Annotated in this window: 21 protein-coding genes and 1 pseudogene; 5 read left to right on the top strand and 17 right to left on the bottom strand. The window is 46.7% G+C overall.

Going from position 1 to position 21,270, the window contains the following annotated elements:
• Positions 1-52 precede the first annotated feature (52 nt).
• On the top strand, positions 53-328 hold the full coding sequence (locus NFS22_RS10280; protein ID WP_251317683.1) for a hypothetical protein: 276 nt from the start codon (positions 53-55) through the stop codon (positions 326-328).
• On the opposite strand, the gene smc is transcribed toward NFS22_RS10280, so the two are convergent.
• From smc to NFS22_RS10305, 6 genes and pseudogenes are all read right to left on the bottom strand, one after another.
• A complete protein-coding gene (gene smc / locus NFS22_RS10285; protein WP_251317684.1) occupies positions 325-3,897 on the bottom strand; it encodes a chromosome segregation protein SMC in 3,573 nt (1,190 codons plus the stop codon). The genes NFS22_RS10280 and smc overlap by 4 nt on opposite strands.
• Positions 3,898-4,205: 308 nt before the next feature.
• A complete protein-coding gene (locus tag NFS22_RS10290) occupies positions 4,206-4,409 on the bottom strand; it encodes an integrase DNA-binding domain-containing protein (protein WP_251317685.1) in 204 nt (67 codons plus the stop codon).
• A 104-nt stretch (positions 4,410-4,513) separates the two neighbouring features.
• Positions 4,514-4,621, bottom strand: coding sequence for an excisionase (locus NFS22_RS24075; RefSeq protein WP_420908862.1), 108 nt, complete (start codon positions 4,619-4,621; stop codon positions 4,514-4,516).
• A 390-nt stretch (positions 4,622-5,011) separates the two neighbouring features.
• Positions 5,012-6,194 (bottom strand): annotated as a pseudogene (locus NFS22_RS10295) (acetylornithine/succinylornithine family transaminase).
• A 118-nt stretch (positions 6,195-6,312) separates the two neighbouring features.
• A complete protein-coding gene (locus tag NFS22_RS10300) occupies positions 6,313-6,897 on the bottom strand; it encodes a LysE family transporter (protein ID WP_251317686.1) in 585 nt (194 codons plus the stop codon).
• Between the two features lie 94 nt (positions 6,898-6,991).
• Positions 6,992-7,570, bottom strand: a complete 579-nt coding sequence (locus tag NFS22_RS10305) for a LysR family transcriptional regulator substrate-binding protein (RefSeq protein ID WP_338147961.1) — start codon at positions 7,568-7,570, stop codon at positions 6,992-6,994.
• Between the two features lie 17 nt (positions 7,571-7,587).
• Here NFS22_RS10305 and NFS22_RS10310 point away from each other — a divergent pair, with 17 nt between their 5' ends.
• Positions 7,588-8,106 (top strand): DUF4368 domain-containing protein, encoded by a 519-nt coding sequence (locus NFS22_RS10310; protein ID WP_338147962.1) that lies wholly within the window; start codon positions 7,588-7,590, stop codon positions 8,104-8,106.
• Between the two features lie 184 nt (positions 8,107-8,290).
• Here the strand turns inward: NFS22_RS10310 and NFS22_RS10315 are convergent, their stop codons facing one another.
• From NFS22_RS10315 to NFS22_RS10365, 11 genes are all read right to left on the bottom strand, one after another.
• Positions 8,291-9,487, bottom strand: coding sequence for a site-specific integrase (locus NFS22_RS10315; RefSeq protein WP_251317687.1), 1,197 nt, complete (start codon positions 9,485-9,487; stop codon positions 8,291-8,293).
• A 376-nt stretch (positions 9,488-9,863) separates the two neighbouring features.
• Entirely contained in the window at positions 9,864-10,067 is a 204-nt protein-coding gene (locus tag NFS22_RS10320; protein WP_251317688.1) for a helix-turn-helix domain-containing protein, read from the bottom strand.
• Positions 10,039-10,497, bottom strand: a complete 459-nt coding sequence (locus tag NFS22_RS10325; RefSeq protein WP_251317689.1) for an RNA polymerase sigma factor — start codon at positions 10,495-10,497, stop codon at positions 10,039-10,041. The genes NFS22_RS10320 and NFS22_RS10325 overlap by 29 nt, the downstream gene beginning before the upstream one ends.
• A gap of 377 nt (positions 10,498-10,874) precedes the next feature.
• Positions 10,875-11,414 carry a hypothetical protein gene (locus NFS22_RS10330; protein ID WP_338147963.1) on the bottom strand — a complete coding sequence of 180 codons (540 nt, stop codon included), beginning with the start codon at positions 11,412-11,414 and terminating at the stop codon, positions 10,875-10,877.
• Entirely contained in the window at positions 11,411-12,169 is a 759-nt protein-coding gene (locus NFS22_RS10335) for an ABC transporter permease (RefSeq protein WP_160254692.1), read from the bottom strand. Before NFS22_RS10335 ends, NFS22_RS10330 begins: the two co-directional genes overlap by 4 nt.
• Before the next feature lie 3 nt (positions 12,170-12,172).
• Complete coding sequence (locus tag NFS22_RS10340; RefSeq protein ID WP_251317690.1) at positions 12,173-12,964, bottom strand: ABC transporter permease; 792 nt, start codon at positions 12,962-12,964, stop codon at positions 12,173-12,175.
• Positions 12,957-13,880, bottom strand: a complete 924-nt coding sequence (locus tag NFS22_RS10345; protein WP_251317691.1) for an ABC transporter ATP-binding protein — start codon at positions 13,878-13,880, stop codon at positions 12,957-12,959. Before NFS22_RS10345 ends, NFS22_RS10340 begins: the two co-directional genes overlap by 8 nt.
• A gap of 126 nt (positions 13,881-14,006) precedes the next feature.
• Positions 14,007-14,930: a sensor histidine kinase gene (locus NFS22_RS10350; protein ID WP_251317692.1), complete on the bottom strand. Its 924-nt coding sequence runs from the start codon at positions 14,928-14,930 to the stop codon at positions 14,007-14,009.
• Position 14,931: 1 nt separating this feature from the next.
• The gene (locus NFS22_RS10355; protein ID WP_251317693.1) at positions 14,932-15,633 is read right to left on the bottom strand and encodes a response regulator transcription factor; all 702 of its coding nucleotides are present in this window, start codon (positions 15,631-15,633) and stop codon (positions 14,932-14,934) included.
• Positions 15,626-15,817, bottom strand: coding sequence for a helix-turn-helix domain-containing protein (locus NFS22_RS10360; protein ID WP_120412430.1), 192 nt, complete (start codon positions 15,815-15,817; stop codon positions 15,626-15,628). The genes NFS22_RS10355 and NFS22_RS10360 overlap by 8 nt, the downstream gene beginning before the upstream one ends.
• A gap of 1,578 nt (positions 15,818-17,395) precedes the next feature.
• Positions 17,396-18,514: a DUF4062 domain-containing protein gene (locus NFS22_RS10365; RefSeq protein ID WP_251317694.1), complete on the bottom strand. Its 1,119-nt coding sequence runs from the start codon at positions 18,512-18,514 to the stop codon at positions 17,396-17,398.
• 207 nt (positions 18,515-18,721) lie between these two features.
• Between NFS22_RS10365 and NFS22_RS10370 the strand changes: the two genes are divergently transcribed.
• The 3 genes from NFS22_RS10370 (at position 18,722) to NFS22_RS10380 (ending at position 21,250) form a co-directional block, all read left to right on the top strand.
• The gene (locus tag NFS22_RS10370; protein WP_420908860.1) at positions 18,722-19,066 is read left to right on the top strand and encodes a MobC family plasmid mobilization relaxosome protein; all 345 of its coding nucleotides are present in this window, start codon (positions 18,722-18,724) and stop codon (positions 19,064-19,066) included.
• A 424-nt stretch (positions 19,067-19,490) separates the two neighbouring features.
• Positions 19,491-20,156 carry a response regulator transcription factor gene (locus NFS22_RS10375; protein WP_251317696.1) on the top strand — a complete coding sequence of 222 codons (666 nt, stop codon included), beginning with the start codon at positions 19,491-19,493 and terminating at the stop codon, positions 20,154-20,156.
• Positions 20,153-21,250 carry a sensor histidine kinase gene (locus NFS22_RS10380; protein WP_251317697.1) on the top strand — a complete coding sequence of 366 codons (1,098 nt, stop codon included), beginning with the start codon at positions 20,153-20,155 and terminating at the stop codon, positions 21,248-21,250. The genes NFS22_RS10375 and NFS22_RS10380 overlap by 4 nt, the downstream gene beginning before the upstream one ends.
• Positions 21,251-21,270 lie beyond the last annotated feature (20 nt).

The following is a 21,270-nucleotide window of genomic DNA, read 5'->3' on the forward strand; positions in this document are numbered from 1 at the left end:
AAAAATCGACGTATAAAATATGAATATATTTACACATAAGGAGCGATCTGCCATGAACTTTGCTTTCTTAGAAATGATTTACAACATCCTGGAGCTGCAAGATCTATCATACCAGATTTACCGGCAAATTCCCAATCGGGTGGAGGAGGAAGAAAACTTCCGGCAGGTTTGGAGCAAATGCGCCGCAGCACCCGATTGCGATACACAAAAGCTGTTCCTTCGCCTGGAGGACGCGTTCAACCGCACCGGATCGCTTCACTCCTGGGCGGCCTTTTTTGCCGGCGCCTTTTTCATTTGGAATCTCCTCCGGGCTATGGAGCAAATTTAACGGATATTCAATTCCTTCTCCACGTCGTTGAGGTTGATGGTGAGCATCCGGCTCACCCCCTGCTCCTGCATAGTCACGCCGTAGAGCACGTCGGCCTCCTCCATGGTGCCCCGGCGGTGGGTGATGACAATAAACTGGGTCCGCTCCGCCATGGTGCGCATGTAGTGGGCAAAACGCACCACGTTGGCATCGTCCAGGGCGGCCTCAATCTCGTCCATCACCACGAAGGGGGTAGGGCGTACCTTTAGAATGGCGAAGTACAGGGCGATAGCCACAAAGGCTTTCTCGCCGCCGGACAGTAGAGTGATGATTTTCAGCGCCTTGCCCGGGGGCTGTACCTTGATCTCAATGCCGCAGTTAAGGATGTCCTCCGGGTCCTCCAGTTCCAGGTTGGCCTTGCCGCCGCCGAAGAGCTCCAGGAAGGTCTGGCCAAAGGCCTCGTTGATAGTGGTAAACTCCCGCTGGAAGATGGCCTTCATCTCGTTAGTGATGCCGGCAATAATTTCTTCCAGCTCTTTTTTTGCCTTGTCCACGTCGTCCCGCTGGTCGGTGAGGTAGGTGTAGCGCTCGTTCACCCGGGAAAATTCCTCAATGGCCCCCACGTTTACGTTGCCCAGGGAGGAGATGGACCGTTTCAGCTCAGAGATCCGGCGGCTGGCCTTCTGAACTGACTCAATCTCCACCCGCTGCTGGCGGGCGGCCTCGTGGCTGAGCTCGTAGTTCTCCCACAGCTTGTCCAGCAGCTGTTTCTCCTCCATAGAGGAGGACACCTTTTTCTGCTCCAGACGGGAGACCTCCCCCTCGGTGCGCAGCAGTTCCTCGTTCAGTGACTGGCTCTCCCGGGTGGCCTTCACCCGCTGGCCCTCCAGGTCAATTTTCTCCTGGTTCAGCCGGGCGATCGCCTCATTCTGACTGCGGCTCTCCTCCTGGAGGGCAGCCAGGGTCGCCTGCTTCTCGCCGATCTCCTGGGTAAAGCCCGCGTTTTTCGCCTCGTAGCCGGCCATGAGGGCCCGGCTCTGGTCCCGGTCCCCGGCCATACTGGCTTTCAGCTCTTCCAGCTCGGTCAGGCCCGACCGGGTGGCCTCCCGTTCCGCCTCCAGGGCGGCCTGGGCGGCAGTGAGGGCGGCCACCTCCTGGGCAATGCGGGCGGAGCGCTCCTGTACCTCCGTCTGGCCCCTGGCCTTCCCCTCGGCCTCACTCTTGAGGGCGGCGGTCTCCCCCTCCAGGGCCTGGATGCGGGAGCGTGCCGCCTGGGTGTCAGTTTCGATCTGGGCGGCACGGCTCTTGAGCTGTTCCAGCTCCTCCTGCTGTCCCCCCTGCTGGCGCTCCAGCTCAGCGGTGACGGTGCGGCGCTGGGACAGCTCGCCCTCCGCTTTCAGGATGGCGTCCTCCCACTGGCGCAGCTGGTTTTGGGCGGTCTCCAGCTCGTAGGCAGCGGCGGTGGCCTCCCGCTCCGCCTCCGCCACCGTTTTCACTACCTCCGCCACCCGGGCACGGATATCCGTCAGCTGCTTGTTCAGCCGCTCCAGCTCGTTGGCCCGACTGAGGATGCCGGCGCTGCGGCTGGCGGAGCCGCCCGTCATGGACCCGCCCGGGTTGAGCACCTGGCCGTCCAGGGTGACAATGCGGAAGGAATATTTGTACTTCCGGGCGGCGGCAATGGCGGCGTCCAGATTTTCCATCACGGCCACCCGGCCCAGCAGATTGGAAAACACATTCTTATACCTGGGGTCAAAGGAAATCAGCTGGTCGCCAATGCCCACAAAGCCGGGCTCATGGCGCAGGTTGTCCCCATCCCGGAGGAAGCCTGGCCGGATGGAGCTGACAGGCAGGATGGTGGCCCGGCCCCCGTCCCGGCGTTTCAGGTACTGGATGACCGCCTTGCCGTCCTCCTCCCGCTCCACTACAATGTTCTGCATGGCCCCGCCCAGGGCGGTTTCAATGGCCACAGTGTACCGGTCCGGGACTTTCAAAAGGTCGGCCACCGGGCCGTGGATGTTTTGCAGCGTCCCCCGCTGGGCTTCGTTCATCACCAGCTTGACTGCCTTGGTGTAGCCCTCGTGCTCCCGCTCCATCTCGGTGAGCAGCTTGATCCGGGAGGTGAGGGCGTTTTCCTCCATTTGCAGCTTGACATGGGTGTCTCTGCTCTGGTCCCACTTCTTTTTCCGGGCGTCCATTCTCAGCTGATAGCCCTGGATCACGTTTTTGACCGCGTCCCGCTCCTCCACCGCGTCGTCGTACCGGCGCTTGGCGGAGCGGACTTCCTTTTGGGCCTCTTCCAGCCGGTCCTCCAGGTCGTGGGCCTCCCGGCGGACCGCCTCGTCCCGGTCCATCACCTCCTGGGCAGCGGCGGCCAGGGCGGACAGCAGAGCCTTGGCCTCGGCCGCCCCGGCGGCCCCCAGGTCGGCCTGACTGCGCAGGTCCTCCAGCTCCTTTGCCAGAGTGCCGGCGGAGCGTGCGGCCTCATCGGCCTCACGGCTCTTGGCGGCCAGGGCATCCCGGCCCGCCTCCAGCTGGGCCTCGATCTCCGCCAGGCGGCTCTTCCGCTGGCCGATCTGCTCGGACAGAGAGCCCTCCCGACCCTCCTGCTGCTGAAGGTCCTCCTTGATGCGCTGGGCGGACTCCAGATTGTGCTGAATGTTGCTTTTCAGCACGGCAATGGCCGATTCCAGCTCGTTGGCCTTGGCCTGACGGCCCTGGAGGGCAAAGCGGAGCCGGTCGGCCTCCAGGTCTTTTTCCCTCATTTCCTCGGAAAAGCGCTCGGCGGCGGCGTAGGCTTTCTCCTGAGAGACCTTGACCTCTTCCTTGCGGCGGACGGCCTCCTGATAATCGGCCTCCAGCTTGATGTTGCTGGCCCGGATGCGCTCCAGGGTATCCAGCCAGACGGAAATCTCCAGCCCCCGCAGTTCATCCCGGAGGACCAGGAACTTTTTCGCCTTCTCACTCTGCTCCCGGAGGGGCTCCACCTGCAATTCCAGCTCGGAAATTTTGTCGTTGATGCGGACCAGATTCTCGTCAGTGCGCTCCAGCTTGCGTTCCGCCTCCTCCTTCCGGTGGCGGTAGCGGGAGATGCCGGCGGCCTCCTCAAAGACCTCCCGGCGGTCAGCAGACTTCACCGACAGAATTTCGTCGATTCTGCCCTGACCGATAATGGAGTAGCCCTCCCGGCCCAGGCCGGTGTCCATGAACAGCTCGTTTACGTCCTTCAGCCGGACAGAGCGGCGGTTGATGTAATACTCGCTCTCCCCCGAGCGGTAGTACCGCCGGGTGACCATCACCTCTGATTCCTCCATGTCAAAGAGGTGGGTGGTGTTGTCCAGCACCAGGGAGACCTCGGCGTAGCCCGTCTGCTTGCGCTTGGCCGTGCCGCCAAAGATCACGTCCTCCATCTTGCCCCCCCGGAGGGCCCGGGTGGATTGCTCCCCCATCACCCAGCGGATGGCGTCGGAGATATTGGACTTGCCCGAACCGTTGGGGCCCACGATGGCCGTGATGTCCTCCCCAAAGGTGAGAACAGTCTTGTCCGGGAAGGACTTGAAGCCCTGGATTTCCAATGCTTTTAGGTACACAGAACCACCCCTTTCTTCTCAAATCTTCTCAAAGCGTTGCGGCGCAATAGGTTCAAGAGTTTCAACTGTTTCATAACTTCTCGAGAAACGGCGTATTTTCTCGCTCAAATGGTGTAAATTGTGGTGTAAAACCACTTGGCACTTCGTTTTACACCACAAGACCGCAGAACCTTAATGTTGATATTCTGTTCACACATGCGTGTACAGAACGTATGCCGCAGAATATGAGCACTAATCTTTGGAAGGTAGCACGGCTCACGTTTCTCTTCCAGCGCTTTTGCATACTCTTCCTTGTTGTAGGAGGTCCTTCAGTATACGTTTTTCCATATCTCGCAATCCTGCGAGTCACGCTGCCTCTCCTTTAGCTTATCGGTACTCACCAGCCTCCAGCTATACACGGTATGCCGTTCGCCTGTGCCGTCAGTGTAACGGAACATATACTTCCCGTCTGAACGCTGGCTTTCCCCATTCCATAGAACTCTGCCTTTACTGTCTCTGCGTTTTTCTGACATAGTGACTCCTTTTCTGGAAAAGAAATCTGATATAGCGTTTTATTTTACCACATCAGATTCCCTTTTGCAAGTTTCAAGCCACAAGGATTCAGGTACTTTTGAAATCAGATACAACTGCTCTGATCAATAAATTTTTCAAATAATTTCCTTTTAATTTGTACGCGATTTCCATTCCAAAGAACAAAATCCGTATCTTTGTTCTCGTTAATGATTTGTCGAAGCTTAGGTTGTACTCTGTACTATGGGCAGTACTCTCGGTTCTCGTTCCCTGGCGTATAGCCTGCGTGCAGACACTTTGTTTCGTCTATCATATAACTTCCTCCTAAATCCGGTTCATACAGTAAACATTAATACAGGTTGTTTATACTTTTGTTATATACTTTAGAATAAGGGTAAAAAATACGGTAAGGCCGCAGGAAAGACGTGGCCTTACCCTTTTGCACCTGTTATTTGTGGTGCTTGCTTCTTTTCAGATACAGAGCTAAGGTTCCAGCTATGACAGCCAGGATTCCACAGTTTCCAATCAAACTATACAACATAATCAACACCTTCAAACAATACAATATATAATTGAACATAAGCTGCTCGCCCAGTTTATGTTTTTACTGATTGGACAAGCATTGGAACAAAATATCCAGTCCCTTGTCAATTTCCTTCAACGTAATGTTCAGCGGCGGCAGCATCCGCAGCTTTGCCTTTGCAGTTAGGATTATAAGGCCGTTTTCTGCGCATTGAACCGCAATTTTCCTGGAATCCAGACCTTCCGCAATTTCAATGCCAATCATAAGTCCCAGTCCGGACACCCCGGTTACGTTGGGCATAGATAACAACCGATGATAGATGTGGGCCGCTTTTACGGTGACATCCGGCAGGAAATTCTCGTCACAGACCTGATTTAACACCTCAATTGCACCTGCGCAGGCGATGGGGTTTCCGCCATAGGTCGTGCCATGATGTCCGGGCTGGAAAACCTCGCTGGTCTTTTCGTTCATCAGGACGGCACCAATAGGCAAGCCAGCCCCCAGCCCCTTCGCCAAGGTGATAATATCGGGGCGGATGTTATATTGCTCACAGCACAAAAGGGTTCCAGTCCGTCCAATACCCGTCTGGACCTCATCCACGATCAGCAGGATACCTCTGTCCTGGCAGAGCTGATCTATATACGTCACATAATCTTTATCCAAGGCGATTACGCCGCCTTCACCCTGGACAAGCTCGATCATAATACTGCACACGGAATCGTCCAGCGTTTCCAGAAGCTGCTGCTGGTTGTTGGCTTCTACATAGCGGAACCCTTCTGTAAAAGGGAAAAAGTGCTGATGAAACGCATCCTGTCCAGTGGCGGCCAGAGTTGTGACGGTCCTCCCGTGGAAGGAGTTGCGCAGTGTGATGATCTGATTGCAGTGCTCTCCTTTGTGCTCTATACCATATTTTCTTGCCAGCTTGATTGCGCCCTCGTTGGCTTCAGCCCCGGAATTTCCAAAAAACACCTTGGAATATCCTGTGATTTGGCACAGCCGCTCCGCCAGCAGGGCATCAGGCGCAGTGTAGAACAGATTGGACGTATGCTGCACCAGATTCAGCTGCTTCGTCACTGCGTTCACCCACCTTTCGTTGCAGAAGCCCAAAGGAGTTCACGCCGATGCCGCTGCCAAAGTCGATGTACTCGTTGCCGTCAAAATCCTTGGCGGTGGAGCTGTGCCCGCTTTGGACTGCAATGGGGAACCGGTTATAGGTGTGGGAGATAAAAGTGCTGTCTTTGTTGAAAATTTCTTGATTTGTCATAATTTCCTCCTATTTTATCCAAAATTCATTCTCGGAGCTTTGATAATCTGATTGTATCATGGAATTTCATCCAACAGATAATACATAATATCTATGCTGTTCCATAGGGATAACCTATCTATTTCAGAATACTGTACACACAGTCCAGCAGAGTCAGTGCCAGAATGATATTGATGGGCCTATAATGTTGAAGATAGACCTTCTGAATGGCCACGCCTGCTCCAATCCACGCCGTGGTTGCAATCGTTCCTATGGTGGCGATAACCAGTTCAAAGAAAAGCAGCATCCACAGTGCTGTACTGTAATTGGTCACATAGCCGGTCAAGGCAGTAATGCCGAACAGATATATCTTTACATTGACGAATTGCAGCATGAAGCCCTTCCAGAAGGACGCTGATTTCTCGCTGCCGTCCCCGCTCGGGCGGCTGAGTGCAATATGTAGGGCCAGCCAGAGGATATATGCTGCGCCAACATATTTCATCACTCCCAACACCCCAGGCAGGAAGGTACTGACACCATAAACAAACACCGCGCAAATCAACTGAACAACATAGTAACCAGCAAAGATGCCCAGAAACAGAGGGGTTCCTTTTTTCCACCCGTAGTTCGTTACCGTGTTCAGCGCAAGAATGTTCCCCGGCCCCGGAGTAAACGCATTGATTACAGAATAAACAAAAAAATTACCTATCGCATAGCCAGGCATAATAACGCCTCCTTCCGCTCGTCATTATACGACGGAATGCTATGGGATAGGTAATATTGATTTGTTATGCTAAAGCATAGGATGAACCTATGTCTTATTGGTACTGCATCAAGGCTTCGATATAAATTTTGCCCAGTTCGGATAACTCCCGGTCTTTGTTCAGAAGATACCCAATTCGCATCGTTTCATTTTCAGCAAGGGGAATAGAAACAATAGAATCGCCATGCAAATACTTTGGGAATATGCCGCTTGAAATTGTGTAGCCGTCCAGCCCGACCATGAAATTGACGATAGCGGCGCGGTCACTGATCTTAATACTCTTGTCTGCAATTTCGTTGCTGAACAATTCTTCCGCAAAGTTAGAGGATTCATAGGCCCCCTGTACAAAACTTAATCTGGGATAAGGCTGTAAGTCTTTTAACGTGATTTTTTCATAGCTTGCCAGGGGGTGCTCCCGTCGCAAAAAGACGTGTGGGGCCGCTGTGAACAACTCGTGAAAGTCCAGGCCGAACTCCTCGAAACTTTTTCGCAATACACTTTCATTGCTCTGGCTAAGGTAGAGAACACCCAAATCACTGAAACGGTTTCTGACATCCTCAATAATCTGGTGCGTCTGTGTTTCGTTCAGGATAAACTCATATCGCTCCTGTCCGAAATGCTGTACCAGCTCCACAAAAGCGTTGGCCGCATATGATGGGCCGTTCCGCAAAAGTGACGGAGAATGAGCGTGCGAGAAAGCAGCGGGAACTGGACGGACTTCTGGCAAGGGACAAGGAGTTGGATGGGCTATTTGAGAGGCTTTACGAGGACAATGTGAGCCAGAAGATCAGCGACGCCCGGTTTGCTAAAATGTCCCAGCGATACGAGCAGGAGCAGGGGGAGAACGCCAAGCGGATCAAGGCCCTGCGGCTGGAACTGAAAAAGTCCGAGGGTCAGCGGCTGGACGTTGACACCTTCCTGGAAACAGTCCGGCGCTACACCAACGCCACCGAGATCACCCAGCGCATGGTAGCGGAGCTGATCGACCACATTGACGTTTATCATGCAGAGAAGCAGGACGGCGTTACCACCCAGCACATCACCATCTATTATAACTGCATCGGCGCTTTCTCCGTCCCTGACCGCCGGAAAATCCCGGCGGAGGAGATCACTATGGGAACGAGAAAGGGAGTAGCCGTTAGCTACTCCCCGGAGCGGGTCGCCGTATAGGATTTTCTTATAAAATTATAGGTAAAATCAGATTATCTCTTTAGAAATTCTTATATGTCGGAATAGCCTGTATTTCCGGGCTTTTCCGGCAGTTTAGATATGGGGAGAAGTTCACATATACCCTCATAAACCTTTAGGTTTTCCCTCTGGGCGGTAGTAAAAAAGTAGTAAATCCTGCCCGCGCCTATGCTGCAATCAGCCTTTCCATTTCAGCCTTTGCGGAAGCGAATGTTGCGTGTGCGTAATAGTTCAGCGTCATGGTGATGTTGGAATGTCCCATGATATACTGCAACGCTTTGGGGTTCATGCCCGCATTGGCTAAGTTGGTACAGAACGTATGGCGCAGGGTGTGGGGTGTCATTACTTTAGGTAACGCTTCCTCATGGCACTTGTTGTACTTCTTTACAAGTCCCCGGAACATATTGGAATAATTCACACCCGTTTTCGGGCAGCCGTCCCGGTTGAGGAAAAGGAAATTGCTGTACCCGTCAACGGTGACCTGCTTTGTTCCTTTGCGGTTCTCCAACACGCGCCCCAACGCTTCATACACTTTTTCACTCATTGGAATTTGTCTGATACCGCTTTGTGTTTTGGGCTTCTCTATGTAGTAGCCTGTTTCCGCGCTCCGTAAAAGCTGGTGGTCTACATTGATTACCCGGTTTTCAAAGTCAAGGTCGGTTTCAGTCAGCCCGCAGAGTTCGGAAATCCTAAGCCCCGTCCCCAGCAGTATGATAACCTCGTCACGGTATTTCTGATAGACGCTATCACTTTGCATAAAGGATAAAAGGCTTTCTTCCTGTTCTCCTGTGAGGGGTACTTTCGGCTCTGTGTCGTCCTCGATCACGGTATTTAGCTGGAAGTCAAAGGGGTTCTTCCTTATACAGTCGTCCTGTATCGCTGTGTAAAAAGCAGCTTTCAGAGAACGCTTGTCGTTGCTTATGGTCTTGTAGGATATTCCCTGTTCTTTCATGCGCAACGCCCATTCTTTCGCATCGGACAGCTTCACACTGTCAATGGGGCAGGAACCAAGTTTATCCGCTTCTAACAGCTTCATCAGCCGTTCGCGCCCCTTTGTGGTGTTATGCCTTACGTTTCCCCGGTGGCGGTTCTGCTTCGCGTAAAGCTCGCAGACGGTCATTTTCTTTCCGATTGTGTCTATCCCGTCGTCAAGGTCTTTCTGTATCTCTTTTTCCTTTTCTCTAAGGGATATGTCGTCACGCTTCCCGGCTGGGGTTTTGTCCGTAGGCACTAACTTCCACGCATAGACAAATTGCACTTTACCAAAAGTATCGGTATATTTGTAAGCATATCTCCCGTCTTTTCTCTGGCTCTCTCCCGAACGCAAAATGCGGTTTTTATTATCCCGTCTTTTCTCCGACATTGTTTTTGCTCCTTTCCGTGTCGGAAAGAGCCTTGATATGCCTAAATTTATTATAGCAGATTTGTGGCGGTTTTTCACTATCTTTTTCGACAAATCAGCGATTCGCCCGACGTATCTATAAAAATTTCTGTTACGCTTTAGAACACCATTTTGGGGAGTGGGAATATAAAACCCTGTCCCTTATCAATTCCATGTCTGCAAGCCGCCAAAATCAAGCTGAAAAGGCTTCCTACCGCGTAACAAGCCCATAATAAATTGAGGGCGAAAGCAGTTTACTGATTTCACCCTCTTGACTACCCACAAGCAAAGGCGGGAAAAGCTGTCAAGGGCGCGAAGCGCGAAGTTTACCCTTGACAGCTTTTCCTGTCTTTGCTACCTACCTGTCGAAACGGAATTTTAATATGGCTTCTGTTAATCTTGTTTTTAGCTTGTCCTGTATATCGTCATTGATATGCCCCTTATACATAGACAGGTATTTGATATGTGCAGTGTAATGCCGCAATACTGCGTCTACCGCTTCCGGCTCTCCGGCAACGGCTTTTTCGATTACCTCAAAAGGTATCAGCTTCTTGTTTCTCATGTTCCAATTTCTCCCATTCTTTCCGTAACTGTTTCAGCGCGACATTTCTCCGGCGGTTTATCGAACTCCTGCAACGTCCGTACAGTCTGCCGATTGCTTCATCACGGTAGCCGGCAAAGTAATAAAGCAGCAGGACTTCCCGGCGCAATTCCGGCAATCTTGATAATGCCATTGCTAACTGTTCATCATCAACGATCACTTCTTTTCCCAGCACAAGAAATACAGTCGGCTTGTCCTGTTTTTCAAAATAGCTGTCCATAGCGGACGGTTCAAAATATCTTTCCGACATTAGGTAGTCAAGGGATATTTCCCGTTCCTCTTTCCGCTTCAAATCCCGCCATGCGTTGATTGCTTCATGGTGCAGGACAATCTTGCAGAACGCATTGAAAGCATATTCGATATGTTCCATGAACTGTTCAGAATATCTCATTTTCTCTCACCCCCTTTCTTCCCAGTAGGGGGTTATTACAACAAATACCCCTACGGCAGAAAGCGCAAAGGTATTTGAGTAATGCGAGTTATTAAGACATACTAAATGATATGTGTGTTCATACTCATAGGCAAAAAATCCCGTTTCAAAAGACAGGATTTTTTTAACAAATCAATCACCGATGAATTTTGTTGATACAGTTTGCATTTCATGGCGGCAACTCCTTTAGCCGCCATATCTTTAGGCAAAGATTCTCGCTTCTTTAATAAAAGAAACGGCGGCTTTGATTTTTCTAAAGCCGCCGCTTAATGATAGGCGTGTGAAAAGACTTCTGCTTGACGACGGCTTTTTTTCTTTTGCCGTCGTGCGGCAGAGCATTATTCAATATTCAATTCTATACTTCCTGTAAAATCTTCACATTCAATACCAATATAGTTGCTGCCACTTGACAATGTAATTGTTTCCTTATAAGTTCCATCTGTTTCAATCAAGCTAACTGGTTTTTCGCTTCCTGAAATCCAAAATACTTTAGCAGTACCACTGTCAACCTTTAGGACGCACTCTACAGTCAATTCATTTCCCTGCTCTCTTTCAACGTCAACACCGCCAAACAGATATTCCGTTTTTGAAAAATCCTCATATTCGGCTGAATAAGTTCCGACGTAATTATCAATTCCTGTATTACGTTCCCCCTGCAAAGAAAATTCAGAAGTTAAAACAGTGTTTCCACCAATTTCATTTAGCACATCCATGATGTCTAAAGCAGTATTTTTTGGAGTGTCGCCTACAGTGTCAGAAGCCATATCAAGTATCTTTTCCGTTCCGTCGGATAACGCTTGATAAATGCTATTGCAACCGGAAAGCGATAAAGCACTCACACATATTAGAATGATACAAAGTATTCTTTTTCCTGTCATTGAATATCTCCTTTGCCTTTTATTTTTTGCGTTTTGCTCCTGTCATGTGCCAGAAGCAGCATAACCGCAGTTATAACAAGCATAATCAGAAGCACAACAACGCACCGGAAAATATTATATGTGCCGGTTTCCATGCCATTTTGATAATTGATAAAACCAAGTCCTATCGTAACCGGGTAAAGACAGGACAAACCATGACCGGAAGCAAAAGTCCCTATAAAACCATAAAAAAATGCAAAAGCTACGCCTGTCATAAATGCCCCTGCCTTTTGTCCTGTAAATACAATAATAGGAAGTACCGATATAAATACAAAGCAATTCATTCCAACCATTTGGATAAGCGATTTCATTATGCTGTTAAGAACAATTCCCTCATATCTGCAAAAAAGCGAAATGAGAGCAGTAAATAAAAGTTCCACGATCGCCAGAAAGACAGCAATCATTCCGCAGACAAATACCTTACCCAAAAGCAATCTTCGGAAAGATACCGGGATTGCCATTATATTTTTCAATGTGTCGTCTGTTCTTTCACGTTCGATCATATAACCCGCAATCAATACGATTGTTGCCGGAAAGATAAGCGAAAAGCTGTTCCATATTACATTATCTGAAAAACTGGAAAATGTCGGCGTTCCCGGCGTACCAATCTCCATAAAACAGGTTAGTAAAACAACAGACAGCATAGTTGCAATTCCAATCCAGATAACAGAGTATCGTTTTAATTTCCAGAGTTCTGTTTTTATGAGCCTTGCCATTTCTTACACCAGCCTTTCCTGCTTTTTGTATATTTTGATAATCGCAAAATAAGAGATACCTCCAAGAATAAAAACGGTAAATACTACAATTCCTAATTTCAGAAAGTAGGGCTGCCAGTTTTCAAAAGCAGTTGTTCCCTGCTCAATCATTCTTGAAGCCTGCCAACGATAAATAATAGGCGTTGGTAAAATACTGGTAAGCACTTTCATTACTTGATTTTCTGATGTGAATTGCCCTGTAAAAGCAAGGGAAAATCCAAACATTGTATAGAAGAATGTCAAAATAACTGCAAATATATAAGAGCGGTTAAATTTTACAATCGCAATTATAATCGGAAGTGTACCCGTGGCATATAGAATAGCTGTAATAACAGCAATTACAAGTTTGTTCCAAATATTGCCCAAATCAGTTCCGGCTATTATCCCGCCGATAATTGCAGAGAACAATGTTACACAAGTAAATAAAAGACTGATAAAGTATAATACTATGATTTTTGCAGTCGCAATTTCCCATGCCGAAACAGGAATAGCCATCAAATTTTTCAGAGTTGCATTATCTCTTTCCATGTAAAAGAGCATAGCCGCTATAATGCCAAGTATGCAGGGAAGCATGACAGGAATAGCTATACAAAAAAGCATATCATATAAGCCGTCAAAAGCGTTCAGATCGCCCACATTCCCTTTTAGCACAAGTGCTGTAAACGGGATAGGAAAAAGCAATGCAGAAAATATTACAAAAAGGATAAACTTTTTCCGTTTCAATTTCCAAAACTCACACTTTACAAGATCAAGCAATTCCTTCACCCCCTGTTATACGCTTGAAATAATCTTCAAGGCTTTCTTCGCAGACATAGGCTTCTGATACGGTAAGTCCGTTTTCGACAAAGGCGGTTATAATTTCCCCAACTGAAATATCTAAATTATGCAGACGCATCTTGCAGTCGTCCTGTACGGTAAACTGCGTTTCATGGAAATTGCGTTCTAAAATCCTTGCCGCCTGTGTTGTACTGGAAACGGTAAAACGGATATGTCTGCTGCTCTTTGCTTCCAGCTCTGCAAGGCTTTCTTCCTCCAATAATGCGCCGTGGTCGATAATTCCTATATCATCAGCCAGCAATGCAATCTCGGAAAGAATATGGCTGGAAATCAATATTGTTTTCCCTCTTTCAGTACAGAGGCCACGGATAAAAGAGCGCACTTCCGCAATTCCAATCGGGTCAAGTCCGTTAATCGGTTCGTCCAAAATCAAAAGCTCCGGGTCGTGCATAATGGCAAGGGCAATCGCCAATCGCTGCTTCATGCCAAGGGAATATTGGGAAAACAGTTTTTTGTCTTTATAGGGAAGCCCCACTAAATCAAGCGCATTTTTAATTGCATTACGGTTCGGCACTCCCCGCAGGGTTGCAAAAATGCGTAGGTTTTCTGTGGCAGTCAAGTTCGGGTAAAATCCGGGGGATTCAATCAGACTGCCAATCCGGGGCAACAGCTTTTTCTCATTTGTCCGTAAAGGCTTTCCCCAGATTGTAACTTCCCCGGAAGTGGGCTGTGTCAGCCCAAGCAGCATTTTCATGGTCGTTGTCTTTCCGGCTCCGTTTCTGCCAAGCAGACCGTAGATGCGTCCTTGCCTTACATGGATATTCAAATCCGCAACGCTTTTTTGTGTTCCGTATTGTTTGGTAAGTTTTTTTGTTTCGATTACATATTTGCTCATTGCGAAACCTCCTTTTCATATTTGCTATTCTATCACGCTAACCTTGCCAAAACCTTGCCGAAACCTTGCTTTTTTCATGCTTTTACAGTTAAGCGAAATTTGACAAACTGAAAAATCCCCGTATTATTACAGGGATTTCGGAAGTAATAAGGTAAATGTAGTCCCCCTATCGGGAGTGCTATCAACGGTGATTGTTCCCTTGTGAGCAGCTACAAGTTCTTTTACGATTGATAAGCCTAATCCATTTCCACCGGCAGACCGTGACTGATCGCATTGGTACATTCTTTCAAAAATATGTGGTAGGTGATCGGAAGATATTCCTTTTCCATTATCTGTTATAGTGATTTTAGCTTGCAGATTATCTTCAAAAACATGGAATACTATTTTACTTCCTTTGCTATGGATAAGAACATTCTGCAACAGATTGTTGAGGATGCGGCTATAAGCGTTTGCATCTATACGCATAAGGTATTCCGTTTCCGGAATATCAAATTCATATCCAAAATTACTGTTTTCTAAAACAGGAATCCAGTCAACGATAATATTCCGTGATAACTCGTTTAGGTCTAAAACTTCAAAATGAAAAATCTGTTCCCCGGAGTCCAGTTTTACCCATTCAAAAAGGTTCTCCACAAAATGTTTCAGATAATCCGCTTTTTCAAATGCGACATGAACATATTCGTCTTTTTCTTCTCCTGCAACGATCTTACATTCTATTGCTTCCAAATAACCAACCAAAGAAGCAAGGGGAGTTTTTACATCATGGGAAATACTTGTCATTAACCGTTTATATGCCTGTTCAGATTGTTTTTGCTTGATGAGCTGCGTTTGGCTGTTCATTGCAATATCGTTTATACCATAGCAGATTTTTCTTGTCATATCGTTCTTTTTAGTCAGCATACGGCGGTTTAAATTCCCGGATTTTATATCTTCAAGGGCTTCTTCGATAATAGATAATTGCCCCTGTACACGCCTAAGTTTTGATATAAGAAACAAAATAAATAAAAGTGTAAAGGAAAACGCAATCAATAAAAGCAGATTAACATTCATGTTATGCCTCCCTGTTAAAACGATAGCCCACGCCACGGACGGTTAAAATATAAAAAGGGTGTTCCGGGTCTGGTTCAATTTTTTTCCGTAATTTGCTGATAAAAGACATGATATTGCTGTCATCAAAAGCATATTCTTCCTCCCATACATGGGTATAAATCTGTTTCTTCGTAAATACTTTCCCCTTGTTCGCTGCAAGAAAGGAAAGCAGATCAAATTCTTTTCCTGTAAGTTCCACTTGTACGTCATTCATAAAAACAAGACGGTTAAGATTATCAATCGTCATTCCCTGAAACACCATACAATCCGTTTCGGTGCTGGAAATTGGATTGAGCAGGGTATAACGCCGGATAAGGGAATTTACACGCGCCATAAGCTCGTTAATGCTAAATGGCTTTGTCAGATAATCGTCTGCCCCCATTCGTAAGCCGGACACTTTATCTTCCTCGTCGCTTTTAGCGGTGAGCATAAGGACGGGAACATTGCTTGTCTGTCGTATTTGCTGCAACACTTGAAATCCGTCTAAATCGGGCATCATAATATCAAGAATGATAAGTGAACAGGTATTTTTGTTTTCACCCAATATATGCAAGCCCTCTATGCCACCGCTTGCGACAACCGCAGCAAGGTTTTCCTGCTCTACGCATTTTTTCATAAGTGCGCAAAGTTCTTTATCATCATCAATAATTAAAACTTTATTCATGTTTTTTCTTCCTTTCTGCTTTCAAGCGGGCATCTGTTGGTTTCTCTGCGTCCTTTGGTATCAGCCATAGCCGACTAAATTTTGCCACGCCCGGTATGCGGTTTTCCTCGCATAGCTTTTGCACTCGTCTTTCTGAAATGCCCCATTTCTTCGCCGCTTCCGGGGCAGAAATATACTCTAACATCTTCATTCACCTTTGCTTCCTATAAGTTCTATCGCCATAATTATATACGGTTATCCGAATAAATTCAAGAAATTAAATAGTACTTGGCATTTTCCAAACTTCTTTGTAGAAAGGATTAAAAAAACTTTTTAAAAGATTTTTCTCAAAGATTCGTTAGAATTCACCTTGTACGGTGTTGTAGGTAATGAGAGAATTACCAAGAGGGTTTGGGATACTTCCCAACAAGCAAATCTGTCCGGCAAGCTATACGGGCGGACAGATTTACGGAAAAGGGTACTCTTTTCCTATGCTTGCTCCGAAACTTATTTTTCTTTCCGCAAAGTAAAATCACACTTCCTGTCCTATCCTGTTTGAAAAAACATAACCGCTAATCTTGTTGCTGATTTTCTGATAAATTTCAAGTTGGCTCTGTATACCGTTTCTTTTCACTTCCATTCCGATAACTGTGTTGTTCCCTGTTAGACGAAGAAGGGTAAGGTGGCTGAACGGATAGGAAGGGAAAGGAAAAGATTTTTTATATCTTTATTTGGTAAATCAGTATTTTATATATCTTTATTTATTTGCATTGGATTTTCCGACGTCGGATTAGCCGATGTCGGAAAATCCAATATCGGCTAATCCAACACCAGCGACAGGAATTATATGCCACTCAAAGGGGGTGTTGTAATAACATGGGGTATGTTGCCCCTCGTTAGAATCCTGTTTCTCGGCGTTTTAAGCGGTCATAGAGCCTTGAAAGCGGTCGGGGTAAGGGATTTATACTCTAACCCCCGAAAATGGCGTTCTATTGCGTAACAAAACATAAAAGGCAAGTTAAAGTCAATTTCGGTATAGCCGTTTCTTTTCGTTTCCGTTCCTCCACTGGAAAGGATAGGAATGGAATGGGTAATTGATAGAATCAGTATTTAATTTATCTTTACTCTATATATCTTTATTTAATTGCGTTGGATTTTCCTACGTAGGTTTTTCCAACGTTGGATAATCCAATGTAGGTAAATCCAACATAGGCAGTTGAAATGCAGAGCCGCTATATATCGCACTTGGTAAGCTGTTTTGTACTGACACCCTTTTGAGAGGGATAGATTGTTACGCAATAGAAGCCTTTTTCCCCTTGATTTAAGCGGCTTGCAGAAACGAAAAAAGCAGAGGTAAGGGAATTATACTCTGCCCCTTGAAAACGGTGTTCTATTGCGTAACATTGGAGATGAAAAACAGCATTTCTTTTCCCCACGTTTTGCGGAGCAAAGAAATGCTGTCATGGTAAAGATTTTCTGTAAGTTGTCCTATCCGTGTGTTTGGTTCTTGTGGTTGTGCATATCAAGACTTTTTCCGTAAAAGTAGTAAATTGGTAGTAAATTCAGTTGCTTGTATTTATAAAAGTGCCTGTTTTTAAGGCTTTTCAGAGATAATCAATAGTTTTCATCCAAAATAATGCGGAGTGTCCCACAAGGATACTCAAATCCTATAAGGACACTCCGCATGGTCCGAGTGTAATTATAGGACTTCAAGAAAGTCAATCATACTAATGGTTTGAAAGCTGTTAGCAAGAGGTTTATCTGCTTTTTTCAATGGTATGTTCTAACCGTTTTTATTGCTTTCTTCAAGTGTACTGTTAATAACACGAAAGACACGATAATAATATGGCCCTGAGCAAAGTAACGCATATACTTCCTTCATTTTATCTGGGTCTTGTAGGTATGGATGTATTTTATTGATTTCCTCATGTATTAAGAATCTGATAGTGTTAATATTCATTCCAGAACTTTTAAGCGTTTGAGAAAATGCATCTACCACAATATTGGCATCCTCTACACTAACATCTTCTGGTGCAGTATCATGTTCTGTGGAAAGTTCTACTTGCTGTTCATACATCTCATTTAATGCCGTCAAGAAAGCCATAACATGATCTCTACGTTTTGGATTTTTTCCTTTATCTACATCAATCTTTACATATTTTGCAATTAATAAGCAAACTGTTTTAGCTTCAGCTTTTTCTGTTTCTTCTACTATTTGCTGATATTCGGCTTTAGAATCTTTTAATACTTCTTTGCCAACAGCATCCAATATTTTATCCATTTTTTCCATCAATACATTCATATTATTAACGGTATCTCTTAGTTGTTCAATTTCCTTTTGTTCTTTTATTGAGGCCAGGTATGTTTTAAACATATCTGCCCATTGCTTACTGAGAAAGTCTTTTATATCTGATACTTTGTCAAATTCGGTAATAGATATCTGTTTTATTGATCTTATTTCACGTATAAAGCGGAATACATTTATATGTTTTGTAGCCTTGAATTTTACTTGGCATTCTCCTGAGTCGATTTCTTTAGAATTCAAGTCATAGATTCCGTATTCTGCAAATACGTTGCGGTCAACAAAAACAAAAAAGGGAACTCCTTCTTCAACGCCTTTTTGAAACTCACGCCGTGTTATGGATACGAATTCTTGAAATCCATCAGGTGTTTCTCCAGTTGCGGGACTTCCATAATTTCCACCGATAATAAGAAGTGCCATATCGGCATTTTCCATTGACTTATAACACGAATCATCTAGGCTTGTGAGTGGATTATATCCAATATCACCATCTTCAAATAGAATAGGTTCAAAATCGTGAGCTTTGATATAGTTTGCTAAATCTTCACGGATATACTTTAAATCATAGAAAGTTGAGCTAACAAAAATCCTGGGTTTCATATTCTTACGACCTTTCCCAAAGTATTAATAACTAAATAATATCAGATTTTTTTACAAAAGACAAGCCTATGTGACACAATTAAACACACAGACAGCGCCGCTGGCGTCGCTGTCCCAGCAAGTATGTCATTTGGTAGCACAAATGACCCTTGTTGGGTGTGTAACCCCCAAACCCCCAGCCAAATAATATCGCGTCACTATGAAAAAATGAAATCCCACAATGAGACACAAAAGGAGGACACCACGAGAAAACGAAACCGACACATCAGTGTATGGATGGATGAGAGTGAGTACCAGCATTTGAAAAAGCAGGCGGACAATGCAGGGCTGAGAATTGATCCGTTTATCCGAAATCTTGTTGCAGGAATTGAACTCCGTCCACGACCGCCTGAAACTTATGCCGCTCTTTTACGGGAATTGTCAGCCATCGGCAACAATGTCAATCAGATCGCATATTGGGCCAACGCTCAAAAGAGCATTTCGGAGGCCGATATGCAGTCAGCTATTGCTTTGGTCAGAAAAACGTGGCAGTTGGTTAAAGACACACTATAAAGGGTCATGTTCCCTTTGGGGAGGATACGCCGGGACCCGCTGTCAGTCAAGGCCGAGCGATTGCTGACGCAATCGCTTGCGAGCCGGCCAGTCTGCGGACTGGCCGGGCCTTGACAGCCAACGGTACCCGGCGTGACGGTTATGAAAGGGAACATTCCCCCACAGCCGCCTTGCGGCGGCTGTGGCCATCCTGGAAGAAGTGTTGTTTCTCTCAAAGATTCCTTATTATTCGTCAGTTTTTTGAATCCAGACGCTTTTATATGCATCAATAGTTAGAATTGAATCCCACCGTGAGATTTTATTTACTCCCGATAGCCCTACATAAATTCCTTCCATAATATTTTTAGTAAGATAAAAAATAATAATTATTTCATACTGGTTTCACAATGCGGTGATATATTGTTTTGACAAAGGAGGTGCGCCAATGGCAACACTACTAATTGTTGAGGACGATCACAAGACGAACGACGCGATCTGCGAATATCTCAAGCCCACGGGCCACTCGCTCATTCCGGCCTATGATGGCAGCGAGGCCCTTCAGCTTTTCCGGCAGAATCATATTGACCTTGTAGTGCTGGACATTATGCTGCCCCACGTCAGCGGTCTGTCTGTCCTGCATGAGATACGGCGGAACAGCACAACGCCTGTCCTGATGCTCACCGCTATTGAGGACGAATATACCCAGGTCATGAGTTTTGACGAGCAGGCCGATGACTACATGACAAAGCCCTTTTCTATGGTATTGCTGGGGAGGCGGATCACCGCTCTCTTGCGGCGAAGCGGACAGGCCCCGTTACCCCAAACGATAACCTTTGGCGATGTGACCGTCGATTTCTCCGGCTACACCGCCAGCGACAGCGCCGGGAAAATCGACATCATGCCCAAGGAAATTGATTTGCTCCGGCTGCTGGTGGAACATAGGGGGCTGGTGCTAACCCGCTCGCAGATTTTGGACGAACTGTGGGGCGCTGACTATCCGATCATCGACCGAACTGTGGACACCTACATCAAAAATCTGCGGAAAAAACTGCGGCTTGACTGCATCGTAACAGTCAAGGGTATCGGCTATAAATATGAGGTGCAGCCATGAAACGCTTAAAATTGTTTCCGAAGATATTTCTCTATACCATGAGCATCATGTTATTTGTCGTTGTTGTCACGCATGGGCTGATCTATCTGCTTGCCCCACAGATGCAGCTTGCATTGAGTACCCAAGATGATGTTCTTGTCAGCATCCGGCAGGAGCAGTTTGTGACCGAGGCAGTAGAAAAAGCCCTGCCTATCTCGTTAATCTGTTCCCTGCTGATTTCCGTTGTCTGTTCCCTCCTGTTTTCCAAAGCGATTGCCGACCCTATCAAGAAGATTTCTGCGTCAACCGAGCAGATGATGAAATTAGACCACGGAGCAAACTGCTTTATTCATACCAAGGATGAAATTGGTACACTGGCGCAGAACGTCAATGATCTGTACTCTAATCTGCTGTCTACCATTGAACATTTAGAACGGGAAAAGGACGCTGTGCGGGATATGGAGCGGGCCAAGGTGGACTTCCTGCGGGCGGCGTCCCATGAACTGAAAACACCTGTGACCGCATTGAACGCCACACTGGAAAACATGATTTTAGGCGTGGGAAAATATCAGGACTATGCTACCTATCTCCCGGAGTGCAAAGAAATGGTCGAGCAGCTTTCCGGGATGATACATGAGATTTTGGAAACCTCCAAACTGAATTTGGCCACTGAACCGCCAAAGCAGATTGATGTGTCTGAACTGCTGGCGGAACTATGTGAACCCTACCAACTGATTGCGGCGGCACATCAAATTACATTCTCTCTTGACTTGCCGGAGCAGTTTTCCGCTGTGCTGCCTGTTGGCCCGTTCAGTAAAGCGGTGTCTAATATCCTCGCAAATGCTGTCGCTTATACAGAGGCCGGGAAAAATGTTTCCGTCTATATGGAGGGGCGCAGCCTTGTGGTCGAAAACGAGTGCAAGCCTATCCTTGACGATGAAATCCGCCGTCTGTTTGAACCGTTCTATCGTCCAGACTTCTCACGGAGCCGTGAAAGCGGGGGCAACGGTCTGGGCCTCTATATCGTGGATACACTTTTGACCTCTATGGACGTTCCCTATTCTTTTAAGCCGATGAAGTCCCCGCCTGGGATGTGTTTTACCATTCAACTATAAATGTGGAAAACTCCCCGGCT

Origin of the sequence: Flintibacter muris, from assembly GCF_943192995.1 — a bacterium.
GTDB classification, from domain to species: domain Bacteria; phylum Bacillota; class Clostridia; order Oscillospirales; family Oscillospiraceae; genus Lawsonibacter; species Lawsonibacter muris.

Bases quoted from the DNA above. Each gene is read 5' to 3' on its own strand.
- NFS22_RS10280 (WP_251317683.1), top strand. From the start codon at position 53: ATGAACTTTGCTTTCTTAGAAATGATTTACAACATCCTGGAGCTGCAA.
- NFS22_RS10290 (WP_251317685.1), bottom strand. From the start codon at position 4,409: ATGTCAGAAAAACGCAGAGACAGTAAAGGCAGAGTTCTATGGAATGGG.
- NFS22_RS10300 (WP_251317686.1), bottom strand. From the start codon at position 6,897: ATGCCTGGCTATGCGATAGGTAATTTTTTTGTTTATTCTGTAATCAAT.
- NFS22_RS10310 (WP_338147962.1), top strand. From the start codon at position 7,588: ATGATGGGCCGTTCCGCAAAAGTGACGGAGAATGAGCGTGCGAGAAAG.
- NFS22_RS10315 (WP_251317687.1), bottom strand. From the start codon at position 9,487: ATGTCGGAGAAAAGACGGGATAATAAAAACCGCATTTTGCGTTCGGGA.
- NFS22_RS10320 (WP_251317688.1), bottom strand. From the start codon at position 10,067: ATGAGAAACAAGAAGCTGATACCTTTTGAGGTAATCGAAAAAGCCGTT.
- NFS22_RS10325 (WP_251317689.1), bottom strand. From the start codon at position 10,497: ATGAGATATTCTGAACAGTTCATGGAACATATCGAATATGCTTTCAAT.
- NFS22_RS10330 (WP_338147963.1), bottom strand. From the start codon at position 11,414: ATGACAGGAAAAAGAATACTTTGTATCATTCTAATATGTGTGAGTGCT.
- NFS22_RS10335 (WP_160254692.1), bottom strand. From the start codon at position 12,169: ATGGCAAGGCTCATAAAAACAGAACTCTGGAAATTAAAACGATACTCT.
- NFS22_RS10345 (WP_251317691.1), bottom strand. From the start codon at position 13,880: ATGAGCAAATATGTAATCGAAACAAAAAAACTTACCAAACAATACGGA.
- NFS22_RS10350 (WP_251317692.1), bottom strand. From the start codon at position 14,930: ATGAATGTTAATCTGCTTTTATTGATTGCGTTTTCCTTTACACTTTTA.
- NFS22_RS10355 (WP_251317693.1), bottom strand. From the start codon at position 15,633: ATGAATAAAGTTTTAATTATTGATGATGATAAAGAACTTTGCGCACTT.
- NFS22_RS10360 (WP_120412430.1), bottom strand. From the start codon at position 15,817: ATGTTAGAGTATATTTCTGCCCCGGAAGCGGCGAAGAAATGGGGCATT.
- NFS22_RS10365 (WP_251317694.1), bottom strand. From the start codon at position 18,514: ATGAAACCCAGGATTTTTGTTAGCTCAACTTTCTATGATTTAAAGTAT.
- NFS22_RS10370 (WP_420908860.1), top strand. From the start codon at position 18,722: ATGAAATCCCACAATGAGACACAAAAGGAGGACACCACGAGAAAACGA.
- NFS22_RS10375 (WP_251317696.1), top strand. From the start codon at position 19,491: ATGGCAACACTACTAATTGTTGAGGACGATCACAAGACGAACGACGCG.
- NFS22_RS10380 (WP_251317697.1), top strand. From the start codon at position 20,153: ATGAAACGCTTAAAATTGTTTCCGAAGATATTTCTCTATACCATGAGC.